Annotated in this window: 14 protein-coding genes; 7 read left to right on the top strand and 7 right to left on the bottom strand. The window is 72.2% G+C overall.

Going from position 1 to position 14,429, the window contains the following annotated elements:
* Positions 1-47: 47 nt before the first annotated feature.
* From AA23TX_RS39210 to AA23TX_RS39200, 3 genes are all read left to right on the top strand, one after another.
* Entirely contained in the window at positions 48-1,052 is a 1,005-nt protein-coding gene (locus AA23TX_RS39210; protein WP_155548020.1) for a phosphoribosylaminoimidazolesuccinocarboxamide synthase, read from the top strand.
* A complete protein-coding gene (locus AA23TX_RS39205) occupies positions 973-1,437 on the top strand; it encodes an NADPH-dependent FMN reductase (RefSeq protein WP_196425788.1) in 465 nt (154 codons plus the stop codon). Before AA23TX_RS39210 ends, AA23TX_RS39205 begins: the two co-directional genes overlap by 80 nt.
* A gap of 74 nt (positions 1,438-1,511) precedes the next feature.
* Positions 1,512-2,207, top strand: coding sequence for a DUF2334 domain-containing protein (locus AA23TX_RS39200; RefSeq protein ID WP_230863025.1), 696 nt, complete (start codon positions 1,512-1,514; stop codon positions 2,205-2,207).
* Here AA23TX_RS39200 and AA23TX_RS39195 read toward each other — a convergent pair.
* The 3 genes from AA23TX_RS39195 to AA23TX_RS39185 are packed head-to-tail and all read right to left on the bottom strand — an operon-like array spanning position 2,204 to position 4,579.
* Positions 2,204-2,839: an MBL fold metallo-hydrolase gene (locus tag AA23TX_RS39195; RefSeq protein ID WP_155548019.1), complete on the bottom strand. Its 636-nt coding sequence runs from the start codon at positions 2,837-2,839 to the stop codon at positions 2,204-2,206. The two genes, AA23TX_RS39200 and AA23TX_RS39195, sit on opposite strands and share 4 nt — an antisense overlap.
* Before the next feature lie 33 nt (positions 2,840-2,872).
* Positions 2,873-3,643: a tyrosine-protein phosphatase gene (locus tag AA23TX_RS39190; RefSeq protein ID WP_230863024.1), complete on the bottom strand. Its 771-nt coding sequence runs from the start codon at positions 3,641-3,643 to the stop codon at positions 2,873-2,875.
* A 3-nt stretch (positions 3,644-3,646) separates the two neighbouring features.
* Positions 3,647-4,579 (bottom strand): ArsR/SmtB family transcription factor, encoded by a 933-nt coding sequence (locus AA23TX_RS39185; RefSeq protein ID WP_196425787.1) that lies wholly within the window; start codon positions 4,577-4,579, stop codon positions 3,647-3,649.
* Positions 4,580-4,640: 61 nt separating this feature from the next.
* Here AA23TX_RS39185 and AA23TX_RS39180 point away from each other — a divergent pair, with 61 nt between their 5' ends.
* A complete protein-coding gene (locus AA23TX_RS39180) occupies positions 4,641-5,780 on the top strand; it encodes an MFS transporter (protein WP_155548017.1) in 1,140 nt (379 codons plus the stop codon).
* A gap of 34 nt (positions 5,781-5,814) precedes the next feature.
* Complete coding sequence (locus tag AA23TX_RS39175) at positions 5,815-7,311, top strand: aldehyde dehydrogenase family protein (protein WP_155548016.1); 1,497 nt, start codon at positions 5,815-5,817, stop codon at positions 7,309-7,311.
* A 139-nt stretch (positions 7,312-7,450) separates the two neighbouring features.
* On the opposite strand, the gene AA23TX_RS39170 is transcribed toward AA23TX_RS39175, so the two are convergent.
* Positions 7,451-9,010 carry a GMC family oxidoreductase gene (locus AA23TX_RS39170; protein ID WP_155548015.1) on the bottom strand — a complete coding sequence of 520 codons (1,560 nt, stop codon included), beginning with the start codon at positions 9,008-9,010 and terminating at the stop codon, positions 7,451-7,453.
* 160 nt (positions 9,011-9,170) lie between these two features.
* Here AA23TX_RS39170 and purS point away from each other — a divergent pair, with 160 nt between their 5' ends.
* Together purS and purQ are read left to right on the top strand one after the other, a co-directional pair.
* Entirely contained in the window at positions 9,171-9,410 is a 240-nt protein-coding gene (purS, locus tag AA23TX_RS39165; RefSeq protein ID WP_086675945.1) for a phosphoribosylformylglycinamidine synthase subunit PurS, read from the top strand.
* A complete protein-coding gene (purQ, locus tag AA23TX_RS39160; RefSeq protein ID WP_155548014.1) occupies positions 9,407-10,084 on the top strand; it encodes a phosphoribosylformylglycinamidine synthase subunit PurQ in 678 nt (225 codons plus the stop codon). Before purS ends, purQ begins: the two co-directional genes overlap by 4 nt.
* Positions 10,085-10,393: 309 nt before the next feature.
* Here the strand turns inward: purQ and AA23TX_RS39155 are convergent, their stop codons facing one another.
* The 3 genes from AA23TX_RS39155 to AA23TX_RS39145 all read right to left on the bottom strand — a co-directional run bounded on the left by AA23TX_RS39155 (position 10,394) and on the right by AA23TX_RS39145 (position 14,263).
* On the bottom strand, positions 10,394-10,819 hold the full coding sequence (locus AA23TX_RS39155; protein WP_155548013.1) for a pyridoxamine 5'-phosphate oxidase family protein: 426 nt from the start codon (positions 10,817-10,819) through the stop codon (positions 10,394-10,396).
* Between the two features lie 67 nt (positions 10,820-10,886).
* The gene (locus AA23TX_RS39150; protein ID WP_155548012.1) at positions 10,887-12,632 is read right to left on the bottom strand and encodes an ABC transporter ATP-binding protein; all 1,746 of its coding nucleotides are present in this window, start codon (positions 12,630-12,632) and stop codon (positions 10,887-10,889) included.
* Positions 12,629-14,263 (bottom strand): ABC transporter ATP-binding protein, encoded by a 1,635-nt coding sequence (locus AA23TX_RS39145; protein ID WP_155548011.1) that lies wholly within the window; start codon positions 14,261-14,263, stop codon positions 12,629-12,631. Before AA23TX_RS39145 ends, AA23TX_RS39150 begins: the two co-directional genes overlap by 4 nt.
* Positions 14,264-14,429: the final 166 nt, after the last annotated feature.

The following is a 14,429-nucleotide window of genomic DNA, read 5'->3' as shown; positions in this document are numbered from 1 at the left end:
GCCAGCATCATCCATGGTGGCGGAGGGTGCGCGTTAGGGTTCAGCGCGTGACACCCCTCCCCACCCCCGAGCGAGTCGCCACCGGCAAGGTCCGTGACCTGTACGCCGTGGGCGACGACCAGCTGCTGGTCGTCGCTTCCGACCGCATTTCCGCCTTCGAGCGCGTGTTCCCCACCGACGTTCCGGACAAGGGCCGGGTCCTCACCGCGATGAGCGTGTTCTGGTTCCGCGAGCTGGCCGACGTCCTCCCGAACCACTTGATCGCCCACGACGGGCCCGCCATCCCGGAGGCCTTCCGCGGCCGGGCGCTGCTGGTCGAGCGGCTCAAGATGCTGCCGGTGGAGGCCGTCGTCCGCGGCCACCTCGCCGGCCGCGGGTACGCGGAGTACCGCAAGTCCGGTTCGGTGTGCGGGATCGCGCTGCCGCCCGGGCTGGCCGAGTCCGCGCGGCTGCCGGAGCCGATCTTCACGCCGTCCACCAAGGCGCGTCCCGGCGAGATCGACGAACACCTCGACTTCGAGACGTTCGCGACGGTCCTCGGCCATCCGCTCGCCGAGCGGGTCCGCGAGGCCTCGCTCGAGCTGTACCGCCGTGGGGCCGCCCGGGCCGCGGAGCAGGGCCTGCTGCTGGCCGACACGAAGTTCGAGTTCGGCGTCCGGCCGAACGGTGAGCTCGTGCTCGCGGACGAGCTGCTGACCCCGGACTCGGCGCGCTACTGGCTCGCCGACGGCCACCGCCCCGGCCGCCCGCGGCCGTCGTTCGACAAGCAGCACGTGCGCGACTGGCTGGTCGACCCGGCGTCCGGCTGGGACTGCGTGTCCGCGCTGCCGCCGTTGCCGCCCGAGGTGGTGACCGCCACGCGCAAGCGGTACCTCGAGGCATGCCGCCGCATCACCGGGCGTTCCCTGGCAGACTGGCTGCGTGATCCTGCTGATCTGCGGCAGCCTGCGGGCCGGCTCCGGCAATGCGGCGGTGCTGGGGACCGTGGCGACGCTCACCGCGAGCAAGACGTACACCGGTCTCGGCGATCTGCCGCACTTCAACCCGGATGACGACCGCGAGCCGCTGCACCCCGAGGTCGCGGCGCTGCGGGCGGCGATCAAGGAAGCGGACGCGATCCTGATCTGCACACCGGAGTACGCGGGCGGCCTGCCGGGCTCGTTCAAGAACCTCCTGGACTGGACGGTCGGCGGCGGCGAGATCTACGGCAAGCCGGTGTCGTGGATCAACGCGTCCTCGGTGGCGGCGCCGACGGGCGGCCGCGACGCGCACGACTCGCTGCGGAAGGTCCTGACGTACGCGGGCGCGAAGATCGTCGACGACGCGTGCGCGCGCATCCCGGTGTCGCGCGCCGACGTCGCCGACGGTCAGGTCGCCGACCCGGATCTGCGCGGGCGGATCGCGGTGGCGGTCCAGCGGCTTCGGGAAGGCATCTGACCCTTCCGGCAACCGACGTCCGGCCGTTCTGCGCAGTTCACGGCGACGTCAGACGCGTGCGTCCCAATGGTGGCGTGGACGCTCGCTTGCTGGTTTCGCTGTCGGGAATCACCCCGCGCACGCTGCACCGGTGCGCCGACCTCGCGGCCGAGCTCGACCGCCGCAAGGTCCCGCTTTCGGTGCTCTACGCCGCCCGCACCGGCGGCGGCCCGGTGACGGAGTGGGTGCGCACGCGCGCCCGGGCCGGCGATTCCGTGCTGCTGCACGGGTACGACCACACCGTCACGCCCACGCACCGCACGGTGTACCTGGGCAAGAAGGCGGAGTTCGCGACGCTGCCGGCCCACGAGGCGCGGCTGCGGCTGATCGCCGCGAAGGCGGCGCTGGACAGCAACGGACTGGCTGTCGACGGCTTCGCACCGCCGCGGTGGATCGCCTCCCAGGGCACGCTGCAGGCGCTGGCGGAGCACGGGTTCCGCCTGTGCGCGGACCTCGGCGCGGTGCGCGACCTGGTCACGGGCGAGGTGCGCCGGGCCCGCGTGAATGAGTTCACGAGCCAGTCGCACCGCACGGAAACGGTGCGCTGCTTCGCACTGGTGCTGGCAGCGGCGCGCGCGGCCCGCCGGGGCGGACTGGTCCGGCTGGGGGTGGACGCCACGGACCTCACCCGCCCCGGCCTCCGCCAGGCCCTGCTCGACGCCGTGGACGTGGCGTTGGAGAACCGGGCCTTCGGAGCGACCTACGGCTCGCTGCGCGCGATCGCGGCCTAGAACTTCGCCGGCTCGGCTCGCTCGAGCACCTTGACCTCGGTGCCTTCCGGCGCGAGGTTGCCGAACAAGCCGTAGTGCAGAGCCGGGTTGGCCAGCACGGCTTCGTGGATCGGCACGGCGACCCGCGGTGCCACGGCCCGCAGGTAGTCGACCGCTTCGCCGGCCTTCAGCCACGGCGCGCCCGTCGGCAGGCCCAGCACGTCGATCTTCTGCTCGGGTACGAAGAACGAGTCGCCCGGGTGGAAGAACGCGCCGTCGTCGAAGACGTAGCCGATGTTCGGGATCACCGGGATGTCCGAGTGGATGACGGCGTGCTCGCCGCCGACCGCTTTGATCGAGGTGTCCCCGACGGCGAACGCGTCACCCACATTGGCGATGTCGAACGGCAGTCCCAGCTTTTCGACCTCGGGAGCCGAGCCGGGGTCGACGATCAGCTTCGCGTCCGGGTTGGCCTCGAGCACCTTCGGCAGCCGGTCGACGTCCAGGTGGTCGAAGTGCTGGTGCGTGACCAGCACGGCGGACAGCTCCCGCTCACCCTCGAACCCGGTGGAGAACGCGCCGGGGTCGATCAGGATCCGCTCGGAGCCGGTCTCCAGCAGTATGCAGGCGTGTCCGAAATGGACGATACGCATCGATGTTCTCCTTCGCTGGTGGTCGATTCCAGCCTAGTCCCGGTTCGTCAGCCGGTGCCGGATCTCGGCGAGGTCCTCGTGGGCGACCCCCGCGTCGAGGAGGTACCGCTCGACGTCCAAACCGTCGAGCGTGTCCCGGACGGCCGCCGCGGTCGTGGTGCCCCGCTCTGCGAGGACAGCCGCGATGACCGGCCCCTGGTCTTCGGCGCCCATCGCGGCGTACAGCGGTTTCACGGCTTCGGCGGACAGGTCGTAGTCCGCGGCGATGGCGTCGGGGGTGGCGTCCGCGAGCGCCAGGAGCAGGAGCGCGATCAGACCGGTCCGGTCGCGCCCGCCGCCGCAGTGGAACAGGACACCGCCGGGGGCGGACCGGGCGATCGCGATCATGACCGCAGCGCAGCGCTCGGCCTTCCGGTCGAGGAACACGCGGTAGTAGAGCGGGGTGGCGTTCAGCCGCTCGCCGTTGACGTACCGCCAGAACTCGAGGTCGTCGATGTCGTCGAGGGGAACCTCCACGCGGTCGATGCCCGGCGGGGTGGCCGGGCCGGTCGCGGCGGCGAACTGCGCGGAACCCGCCAGCGCCGTCGGGGCGTCCGCCGTCGGCCGGATCTCGTCCGGGTTGCGCAGGTCGATGACGGTCCGGACGCCGGCCTCCCGCGCTTGCGCCCAGCCGGCGTCGGTCACGAACCGGAGGTCCGCGGCCCGGAAGAAAGCCCCGTGGCGAGTCGTGCCGCCCGCCGCGGTCGGCAGGCCGCCGAGGTCCCGGGTGTTGTGGAAGCCTTCCCAAGGCACCGTTCTGCTCACGCGTCACAGTTTGCCGATGAGCAGCGCGTCGCCCAGCTCGGTCCGCCGGTACAGCACCCGATGGCCGCGCCGCTCGGACGTCAGCAACCCCGCCCCGCGCAACGCGGTGAGGTGCGCCGAAACCGTCGCCGGCGCCAGGCCGTGGCGCCGGGCCAGCTCGGTCGTCGCCGCCGGGCGGTCGAGGGTGGTCAGCAGCAGCGCCCGCGTCCGGCCGAGGACCTCGACCAGCGGCTCCGGCGGCGTCGCGGACGACGTCCACAGCGCGGCCACGCCGCGAGCCGGGTAGAGCAGCGAGATCTGCCACGGCGGCACCGTCACCACACCGACGTTCGGCCACGCGAACACCGCCGGGATCAGCAGCAGCCCGCGCGCGTCGATCTCCACCCGCTCGCGAGCCCGGAGGTCGACCAGGACCGACGTGTCCGACAGCCGCACGCGCGGGTGCAGGCCGGCCAGCATCGACGCGATCCCGCCGGACCCCAGCTGCCGCGTCCGGTACGCGATGTCCGCCGCGAGCAGCTCGCGCAGGCGGGGCCACTCCGGCGCGAGCAGTGCGTCCCACACCGTTTCGAGCTGGTCGGCCAGCAGGTCGCGCGCCGTCGCCGGGTCGTCCGGCAGCAGCGAGAGGTCGGCGTCGACCATCCCCAGCTCCAGCGCGACCTGGTGGGGTGGCGTCGACCGCACGGCCCGCAGCTGCGCCTCCGCCGTCGTCTCCGGGCCGTCGGGCGGCGGGCTCAGGAACTCGGTGATGTAGTGCCGCGCGCCCAGGACCGCGGCCAGCTCGGGCACGTCGGGAGCCGCGGACAGCCACGGCAGGTGCGCCGGGTGCCGCCGGACGCCGAGCAGCGTCTGGACGGCTCCCAGCACCTCCTCCAGCGGCGAGATCGCGAACCGGACGCGTTGCGCGCCCGCCGCCGTCAGGACCAGCTCGATCATCGCCGATTCGCTCTCACCCGAATCAGTGTGCACCGGAAGGGCGGCGAGTGAGCGTAGGACCATGTCGTTGTTCACCCATCGCGCCTACTGGCGCTGGTCGGCGGGCGTCCAGTTCGCCCGGCTCCCGGCGACCATGGCGCCGCTCGCGTTCACCCTGCTGACCACCGCGACGACCGGGTCCTACCGGCTCGGCGGCGTGCTGATGTCGGTCTACGTCGCGGCCGAGATGCTCTGCGCGGTGCCGGTCGGGCGGCTGCTCGACCGCGTCGGCCCTTCGCGAGGGCTGCCCGCGCTGCTGCTGCTGACCGGAGCCGGGTTCGTCGCCGTCGCCCTGGCCGCCGACGCACCCGCGCCCGTCCTGGTCGCGGTCGTCCTGCTGCCCGGCATCGCGGGTGGCGCGCTGTCCGGGGGCTTCCGGACGCTGCTCGCGGACACCGTCGACGACGAGCTGCTGCCCCGCGCCATCTCCGTCGACGCGATGATCCTCGAAGGCGTGCTCATCGGCGGTCCGGCGCTGGTCGCGCTGCTCGACCTGGCCGGCCCGTTCGTCCCGGTCGCCGCGATGGCCGTCGCCTGCGTGGTCGCCGCCGCGCTCGTGCCACGCCGCGCGGGTGAGCGCGAACGGGTGGAATCCGGCGACGACGTCCCGCCCGCGCGGCTCGGCACCTACCTGCCGTGGTTGTGCTGCGCGTTCACGGTCGGATTGCTGCTGTCGACGGTCGAGGTCGCGCCCCTCCCGCTGGTCCAGCGCCTCGGGGCGCCCGAGACGGCCGCGCCGGTCGTGATCGCGGTGCTGAGCGGGGCGAGCATCGCCGGCAGCGCGCTCTACGCGTGGCGTGGCAAGACCGGCGACCCGCGGCTGTTCCTCGCGGGGTTTGTTGCCGGTGGGCTCGCGCTCGCCGCCGACCTCGGCTGGGCCGGGCTGCTCGGTTCGGTGGCGGTGATCGGCGCGTGCACGGGACCGCTGGTGGCCACGACGTCGGTCAACTTGCAGCGCGTACTGCCGAAAAATCGCAGGTCAGCGGGGTTCTCGCTGTCGTTCACGGTCCAGGCGGCGGGCTTCGGGCTGGGTTCGCTGGCCGTCGGCGTGCTGCCGTTGTGGCTCGCACCGTTGTTCGGTGTCTTTGCCGCGGCGATCGCGGGTGCAATGCTGGTGGCGAAGCCCGCGAGAGCTATTGGCACAGTGTCAGTAACGTCGTAACCTGGGCTGACCCGCGACCTCCAGGGAGACGCCGATGACTGCCGTCCAGCCGAAGCCGACGTCGGTCGGCGAGACCTTCGACTCGCTGAGCCCGGCGACCGACGAGGTGGTCGGAACCTACCCGGTGCACGACGCCGAGGACGTCCAGGCGGCCGTCGCGCGAGCGCGTGTCGCGGCGAAGTGGTGGGAGGACCTGGGCTTCGCCGGGCGCGCCGAGCGGCTGCGCGCCTGGAAGGGCGTGCTGACGCGCCGGCTCCCGCAGCTGTGCCAGGTCGTCCGCGACGAGACCGGCAAGCCGATCGCGGACGCGCAGCTCGAGAGCGTCCTGGCCATCGAGCACATCGCGTGGGCGGGCAAGCACGCGAAGAAGATCCTCGGCAAGCAGAAGCGCTCGGCCGGGCTGCTGATGTCGAACCAGGCGGCGACCGTCGAGTACCAGCCGCTGGGCGTGGTCGGCGTGATCGGCCCGTGGAACTACCCGGTGTTCACGCCGCTCGGTTCGATCGCGTACGCGCTCGCCGCGGGCAACGCCGTGGTGTTCAAGCCCAGCGAGTACACGCCCGGCGTCGGGAAGTGGCTGGTCGACGCGTTCGCCGAGGTCGTGCCGGAGCAGCCGGTGCTGCAGCTGATCACGGGCTTCGGCGAGACGGGCGCGGCGCTGGTCGGCGCGGGGGTCGACAAGATCGCGTTCACCGGCTCGACCGCCACGGGCAAGCGCATCATGGCCGCGGCGGCCGAGACGCTGACGCCGGTGGTCATCGAGGCCGGCGGCAAGGACCCGGTGCTGGTCGACGCGGACGCCGACCTCGACGCGGCGGCCGACGCGACGGTCTGGGGCGCGTTCTCCAACTCGGGCCAGACGTGCATCGGCGTCGAGCGGGTGTACGTCCACGAGAAGGTCCACGACGAGTTCGTCGCGAAGGTCGTCGAGAAGTCGAAGGACGTGCGCGCGGGCTCGGACGAGGCGGCGCAGTACGGCCCGGTGACGATGCCGTCGCAGCTGGGCGTGATCAAGCGCCACATCCAGGACGCGCTGGCTCGCGGCGGCAAGGCGGTCCTCGGCGGCGAGGAAGCGGTCGGCGACCGGTACGCCCAGCCGACGGTGCTGGTCGACGTCCCGGAGGACTCCGAGGCGGTCACCGAGGAGACGTTCGGCCCGACGGTGACGATCGCGAAGGTCCGCACCATGGACGAAGCGGTCGAGAAGGCGAACAACACGAAGTACGGCCTGGGCTCGACGGTCTTTTCGAAGTCCCGCGGGGTGGAGCTGGCGGAGAAGCTGCGCACGGGGATGACGTCGATCAACGCGCCGCTGTCGTTCGCCGGAATCGCGTCCTTGCCCTTCGGCGGCGTGGGCGACTCGGGCTTCGGCCGCATCCACGGCCCGGAGGGGCTGCGCGAGTTCGCCCGCACGAAGGCGATCGCCCGCCAGCGCTTCACGGCGCCGTTGACGCTGACCTCGTTCACCCGCAAGCCTTCGACGGACGCGATGGTGGCCAAGCTGGTGACGATCCTGCACGGCAAGCGCTGAGCCGGTCCGGGGTTGTGGACAAGTCGCGTCCACAACCCCGGAACCGCCCGGAACTGTCGGTGGCCGCCGCTAAGCTGGATACCGGGGCCGCGGCCACTGTCAGCAAGGCCGGGCACGCGACAAGCCGTCCCGCGGCAGGTCAGCGCCCCCGAATCAGATCCGCCGCCTTCTCCGCCACCATGATCGTCGGCGCGTTCGTGTTCCCCCGCGGCACCACGGGCATCACCGAAGCGTCGACCACCCGCAGCCCCTCGACGCCCTGAACCCGCAGCTGGGGATCGACCACCGACCCGATCGCGCACGTCCCGACCGGGTGGTAGAGCGTCTGCGTGTTCTCGCGGATGTGCTCGGCCAGCTCGGCGTCGGTCAGATCGTGCCGCGTGGGCAGGAACGGCTGGTCGAGGAACCGCTTCAGCGGCCCGGCGCGTCCGATCTCGATCAGCGCGCGCAGCCCGGCGATCATCCGGTCCATGTCCACGGATTCCGAGTAGTACGCCGGGTCGATTTCCGGCTTCCACGCCGGGTTCGCCGACTTCAGCCGCAGCCGGCCGCGGCTCGCGACGTCCACCAGCGTCGCCGCCGACGTGAACCCCGGGACCGTCGGCTCGCGCATGCCGTTGTCGTAGAACAGCGTCGGCGCGACGTGGATCTGCATGTCCGGCGCCGGCAGCCCGCCGGTGGTCGGGAAGAACGCGCCCGCCTCGCCGATGTTCGACGTCAGCGGTCCGCGCTTGGTCAGCTGGTAGCGGACGAGCCCGCGCGGTGTGGCCGCGTCGACCAGGTCGGTCGTGCCGCGCGTGGACCAGATGATCCCGCAGGCCGGGTGGTCGTGGAGGTTCTCGCCGACACCGGGCAACGCCGCGACGACGTCGATGCCGTGCTCGCGCAGGTGCTCGGCCGGCCCGACGCCGGAGAGCATCAGCAGCTGCGGCGAGTTGACCGCGCCACCGCTCAACAGAACCTCGGTGGACGCACGCGCGGTGCGCTCCACGCCGTTGTCCAAATAGGACACACCGACCGCGCGCGTGCCCTCGAAGACGACGCGGGTCGCCGGCGCGCAGGTCTTCACCGTCAGGTTCGGCCGCTCCAGAGCGGGCCGCAGGTACGCGTCGGCGGTGGACCAGCGGCGGCCCTTCTTGCAGGTGACCTGGTAGACGCCGGCGCCCTCCTGGCTCTCGCCGTTGAAGTCGTCGGTGCGCTTGAGGCCCCACGCGACGGCCGAATCGACCCACGCCGTCGACAGCTCGTGGGTGAACCGGCGGTCTTCGACGTTCAGCGGGCCGTCGGTGCCGTGCAGCGGCCCGTCGAACCGCTGGTTGCCCTCGGCGCGCTTGAAGTACGGCAGGACGTCGTCCCAGCCCCAGCCTTCGGCGCCGTGGGAATCGCGCCAGCCGTCGTAGTCGGCGCGGTTGCCGCGGATGTAGATCATGGCGTTGATCGACGAGCAGCCGCCGAGCATCTTGCCGCGCGGCCAGTACGCGGTCTTGCCCGTGTGCTTCTGCTCGACGGTCTCGTAGTTCCAGTCCCACTTGGTCTTGAACAGCGAGGCGAACGCCGCGGGGATGTGGATTTCGTCCGCGGTGTCTTCGGCGCCCGCTTCGATCAGCAAGACCTGGGCGGACGGGTCCTCGGTCAGCCGGTTCGCCAGGACGCAGCCCGCGCTCCCGGCGCCGACGATCACGTAGTCGTAGGAGTCCACGGTGCCTCCACAGCTGTTGGCGCGATGTCAACGACTCATCATGGCGCAGCGGCGCGCCGTCGGCCAGTCTAGTTTTCCCGGCGGCCCCCGCGGCCTGCCGAACTGGGTGAACTATGCTCGCGGGGTACCCACGACCTGCGTGAATAAGGAGCAGCCTGCCGTGGCCCGAGTCGTCGTCGACGTCATGCCCAAGCCCGAAATCCTCGACCCGCAGGGACAGGCCGCGCTCGGCGCCGCCGGCCGTCTCGGCTTCACCGGGATCAAGGAGATCCGCCAGGGCAAGCACTTCGAGATCGAGGTCGACGACACGGTCGACGACGCGACGCTCGAAAAGATCGCCGAGGGCTTCCTCGCGAACCCCGTCATCGAGCAGTGGACGATCACGCGGGTCGACGCGTGAGCGCGCGCATCGGCGTCATCACGTTCCCGGGCACGCTCGACGACGGCGACGCGGCCCGCGCGGTCCGCTACGCCGACGCGGAGGCGGTGCCCCTGTGGCACGCGGACGAGAACCTCCACGACGTCGACGCGGTGGTCGTCCCGGGCGGATTCTCCTACGGCGACTACCTGCGCGCGGGCGTGATCGCCCGGTTCGCGCCGGTGATGACGCCGGTGATCGAGGCGGCGCGCGCGGGCATGCCGGTGCTCGGCATCTGCAACGGGTTCCAGATCCTGTGCGAGGCGGGGCTGCTGCCCGGCGCGATGATCCGCAACCAGGGCCTGCACTTCATCTGCCGCGACCAGTGGCTGCGGGTGGAGAACACCGAGACGGCGTGGACGTCGCGCTACGAGCCCGGCGCCGAGATCCTCATCCCGATGAAGAACATCGACGGGTGCTACGTGGCCGAGCAGTCCACTTTGGACGAGCTGGAGGCGGAGGGGCGCGTGGTGTTCCGGTACGTCGGCGGCAACCCGAACGGCTCGCGCAACGACATCGCGGGGATCCGGTCCGAGAACGGCCGGGTCGTGGGCCTGATGCCGCACCCGGAGCACGCGATCGACGCGCTGACCGGGCCTTCGGACGACGGGCTCGGCATGTTCTACAGCGCGGTGGACGCGCTGATCAAGGCCTGAGGGCGGCCGCCGGGAAGCTTTCGGGCTTCCCGGCCGCGTGTCGTCCAGCCAAGTACGCGTGTCGTCCAGCCGGGTACGCGAACCGACTCTCGGTACGCGTGTCGACTGCTCAATCACGCGTGTCGGCTTCCTGATCACGGGTGGCGACGGTTCGCGCTCCGCCTAAAGGGCCCGGAATCGCGGAGCCAACCGCGCGGAACGCGAGCTTGCTGCGTGGAGGGCGGCCCTCGGCCCCCGGTCAACCAGTTTATCGAGCCCCACCGACAGTTCCGGGGTTGCGGACGCGAGTTGTCCACAGCCCCGGACTCGTCAGCTCTTGCTCTGGTCGTTCGACAGCCACTTCTCCGGCCGCACCCGCACCAGCACCGACCGCTCCCCGAGCGCCGAGTCGACGTACGCCTTCGCCTGGTCCTCGGGCCAATACCGGCCCGCGATCCGCAACGCCTGCTCGCGCGTCGGGGGCTCGTCGTTCGCCACCACCGGCCCCTCCACCGTCACGTACTTGTACGGCGGGTTCTCGTCCTGCACCGCCAAGCTCAACCGGCCGGCCGCGGTGATCGCGCGGTCCTTGACCGTGTCGCGCTCCATCCAGATCAAGACCTCGCCACCGGGCGAGTAGTCGTACCAGACCGGGACCGCCAGCGGGGCCCGGCCGGCGCGCTCCACCGCCAGGACCCCCACGTGCACCCCGCTCAAGAACGCTTCGCGCTCGGCCGCGGTCATCACGAACGACATGGCACTCCCCAGGCAGAAAGATTGGCTACCTGGGGAGCAACCAGCCGAGCACTCCGGACATTCCGGACTACGAAGCCGCCGCCACCAGACGCGCGTACGAACCGCCCGCCGCCAGCAGTGCCGAATGCGACCCCAGCTCCGTGATCCGGCCGCCCTCGACCACCGCGACCCGGTCCGCCGCCGCGGCCGTGTGCAGCCGGTGGGCGATCGCGATCACCGTCCGCCCGGCGAGCACGCCGTTCAGCGACCGCTCCAGGTCCCGAGCCGAACCCGTGTCCAGCAGCGACGTCGCCTCGTCCAGCACCAGCGTGTGCGGGTCGGCCAGCACGACGCGGGCCAGCGCCAGTTGCTGCGCGATCGCCGCCGGGACCGGGTGCTCGCCCGAGCCCAGCTTCGTGTCGAGCCCGGACGGCAGCGTCGCCACCCAGTCCGCCGCGCCCGCCGAGGTCAGCGCCGCCAGCAGCTCGTCGTCGGTCCAGTCGCCACCCGCCCGACGCGCCGGCAGCGCGAGGTTCTGCCGCAGCGTCCCCGAGAACACGTGGTGCTCCTGGGTCAGCAGCAGCACCTCGCCACGCAGGACGTCGTCGGCCAGCGACGAGACGTCCTGGCCGCCGATCCGGACCGAGCCCGACGACGGCGCCGCGATGCCCGCCAGCAGCCGGCCGAGCGTCGACTTGCCCGCGCCGGACGGGCCGACGATCGCCAGCCGCTCGCCGCGGGGGACGCGCAGGTCAATGCCGTGCAGCACCTCGCGGTCGGCCGTGTACGCGAACCGGACGCCGTGCACGTCGATGTCGCGCCCGCGCGGCACCTCCATCACCTTCGGCGACTCTTCGAGGGACACCTCGTGGATGCCCAGGATCCGGCGCGCGGCGGCCGCCGCGACCTGCAGGTCCTCCAGCCAGAACAGCGCTTCGTTCAGCGGCGCCGACATCGCCTGCACGTACAGCAGCATCGTGGTGATCTCGCCGAGCCCGGCCCAGCCGCGCGTGTACGCGAGCAGCCCGAGCGGCAGCATCACCGCCAGCGGCAGCACGTAGCTGATCTCCAGCGACGGCAGCCACCGCAGCTGCAGCGCCCGCATCCGCCGCTCGCCGAGGATGCTCTGGTCCAGCGCGCCGTACGCCGCGTCGACCCGCCGCTCGGTCAGCCCGAGCGCCTCGACCGTGCGCGCGCCCTCCGCCGTCTCGTGGACGCTGGTGGTCAGGTCCGCCCACCGGTCGAGCATCCACTGCATCAGCGACGGGATCCGCCGCTGGTACCAGACGTTGACGCTCACCAGCAGCGGAACCGCGATCAGCAGGCCCAGGGAGAGCAGCGGCGACGTCACCACCATCGCGACGACCGTGAACACCACGGTCACCGCCGCGATCAGGATCTCCGGCGCCGCGAACCGCGCCGCGTGGTCGATCCGGCCGAGGTCGGTGGTGGCGCGGCTGAGCAGGTCGCCCGTGCCGGCCGCCTCGACCGTGCCGAGCGGCAGCTGCAACGCCGTCCCGACGAACTCCTCGCGGGTCTCGGCCAGCACCAGCTCGCCGAACACCGCGCCGCGCAACCGCGCGATCTTCCGCGCCACCGCCTGCAGCGCCAAGATCCCGACGAACACCATCGCCAGCACGTCGACGCGGCCCGTCGTCGCGCCCGCCGCGACGTCGTCGACCAGCGAGCCGAGCAGCTGCGGCCCGGCCAGCCCGATCAGCGTGGCCACGGCCAGCGAGCCCAGCAGCAGGCCGAACTCGCGTTTGTGGTTCGCCGCCGTCTTCAGCACCCAGCGCCGGACGTCCCGCCGGGACGCCGTGGGGAGCCGCTTCACACCGTCACCACCTTCGCCGTGAATACTTCGTCGGCCACATGTGTCCACAGTGGACTCTGGCTGAACACCACCGTGGTCTTGCCGCGGCGCAGCGCCGCGACGCGCTCGGTGATGCGTGCCTCCGTGTGCGCGTCGACTGCCGACGTCGGCTCGTCGAGCACCAGGACGTCCGCGTCGGTCGCCAGAGCGCGGGCCAGGTTCAGCCGCTGCCGCTGGCCGCCGGACACCTCGCGCCCGCGCTCGCCGATCACCTCGTCGATGCCGTTGGGCAGCGCCTCGACGATGTCGTCGGCATCGGCCGCGTACAGCGCTTCGGTGATCCCGACGCCGCTCGGCCGCGCCGGCGCCAGCTGCTCGCGCAGCACACCCGAGAACCAGATGTCCTGGTTGTGCGCGTAGACGATCCGCCGCCGCAGCTCCGCGAGCGCGACGTGGTCCGCCCGGACGCCGCCGACCAGCACCTCTTCGCCCTCGGCCGGGTCGGCGAACCGCGCCAGCCGGTCGGCCACCGCTTCGCCGTCGGCGCCGAAGTCGACGACCGTCAGCCGCCCGGCCGCGACCCGCACGCCGGACTCGGAGTCGAGGAGCTCCAGCGGCCCCGCGGGCAGCCGGACCGGCTTCTCCGGGTCCGCCAGCTTCGGGTGGATGGCCAGCAGCGTCACCACCTTCCGCGCCGCGACCAGGCCGGACGTGATCGCCCCGACCGCCTCGGTCGCCGCCGTGACCGGCCAGATGAGGAACGCCGAAACGCCGTAGAACGCCACGAGCTGCCCGACGCCGATCTCCCCGGCCACGGCCAGCCGCGCGCCCAGCCAGGTGATCACCACGGTGACCAGGCCGGGCATCGCGATCTCCGCCGCGGCCAGCCACGCCTCGGCCTTGCCGACCTCGACGCCGGCCCGCCGCACCCGCTGGCTCGTGTCGCGGAAGCGGGTGAAGAACCGCCGCTCACCGCCGATGCCGCGCAGGATCCGCAGGCCCGACACGATGTCCGCGCCGAGCGCGTTGACGTCACCGCGCTTCTCGCGCTGGCTCGCCTTGCGCTTCTGCAGGGGCGCCAGCAGCGGCCCGATGCCCAGCACCGCGACCGGCACGCCGACCAGCGCGACCACGCCGAGCAGCGGCGACGTCGAGAGCAGCCACACCGCCACCACGACGAACGCCAGCAGCGAGCCGAAGGCCCGGCCGGTCATCTCGACGGTGTTGCCGATGTGGTTGATGTCGGTCGTGGAGATCGCGACGAGGTTGCCGGTGGTCGTCTTCTCCCGCAGGCCGGCGCCGACGCGCGTGGTGTGCGCCGACACGGCGCGCTGCGTCGAGCCCGCGCCGTGCAGCCACAGGCCGTAGTTGAGGAAGTGCAGCCAGGTCCCGGTGAGCGTCTGCACCACCCCGAGCAGGGCGGCGGCCAGTGCCCAGCGCCAGACGGCGGCGCCGTCGTGCGCGCTGACGGCGCCGATGCCCTGGCCGATCACCAGTGGCACCAGCGCACCGGGCAACGCCCAGACGACACCGAGCGCGGCAGCGCCCAGCACCGTGCCGAGCCGGGCCCGGAACACGGCGAGCAGGAAGCGGCTCGCACTGGGCCGCGCGGGCAGCCGCAGCGGCGGAAAGGGATACGTGGCGGAAAGCACGATTCCTGACGGTAAGCCGCCGACCAGCGGAAGGCGACCGATTTTCCGGCGCCCTCGCGCTCGCACGCCCTCTTCCGCACCCGGCCCGGAGTCTCTTTTCGTGCTCCGCCCGCGCGTGGGGGGACCCCCGGTTTCAACGTTACTCGCGGCGGCCGACAATTCCGGG

This window comes from Amycolatopsis camponoti, assembly GCF_902497555.1.
Lineage (GTDB): Bacteria > Actinomycetota > Actinomycetes > Mycobacteriales > Pseudonocardiaceae > Amycolatopsis > Amycolatopsis camponoti.
This window is presented reverse-complemented; position numbering and strand designations above follow the sequence as displayed.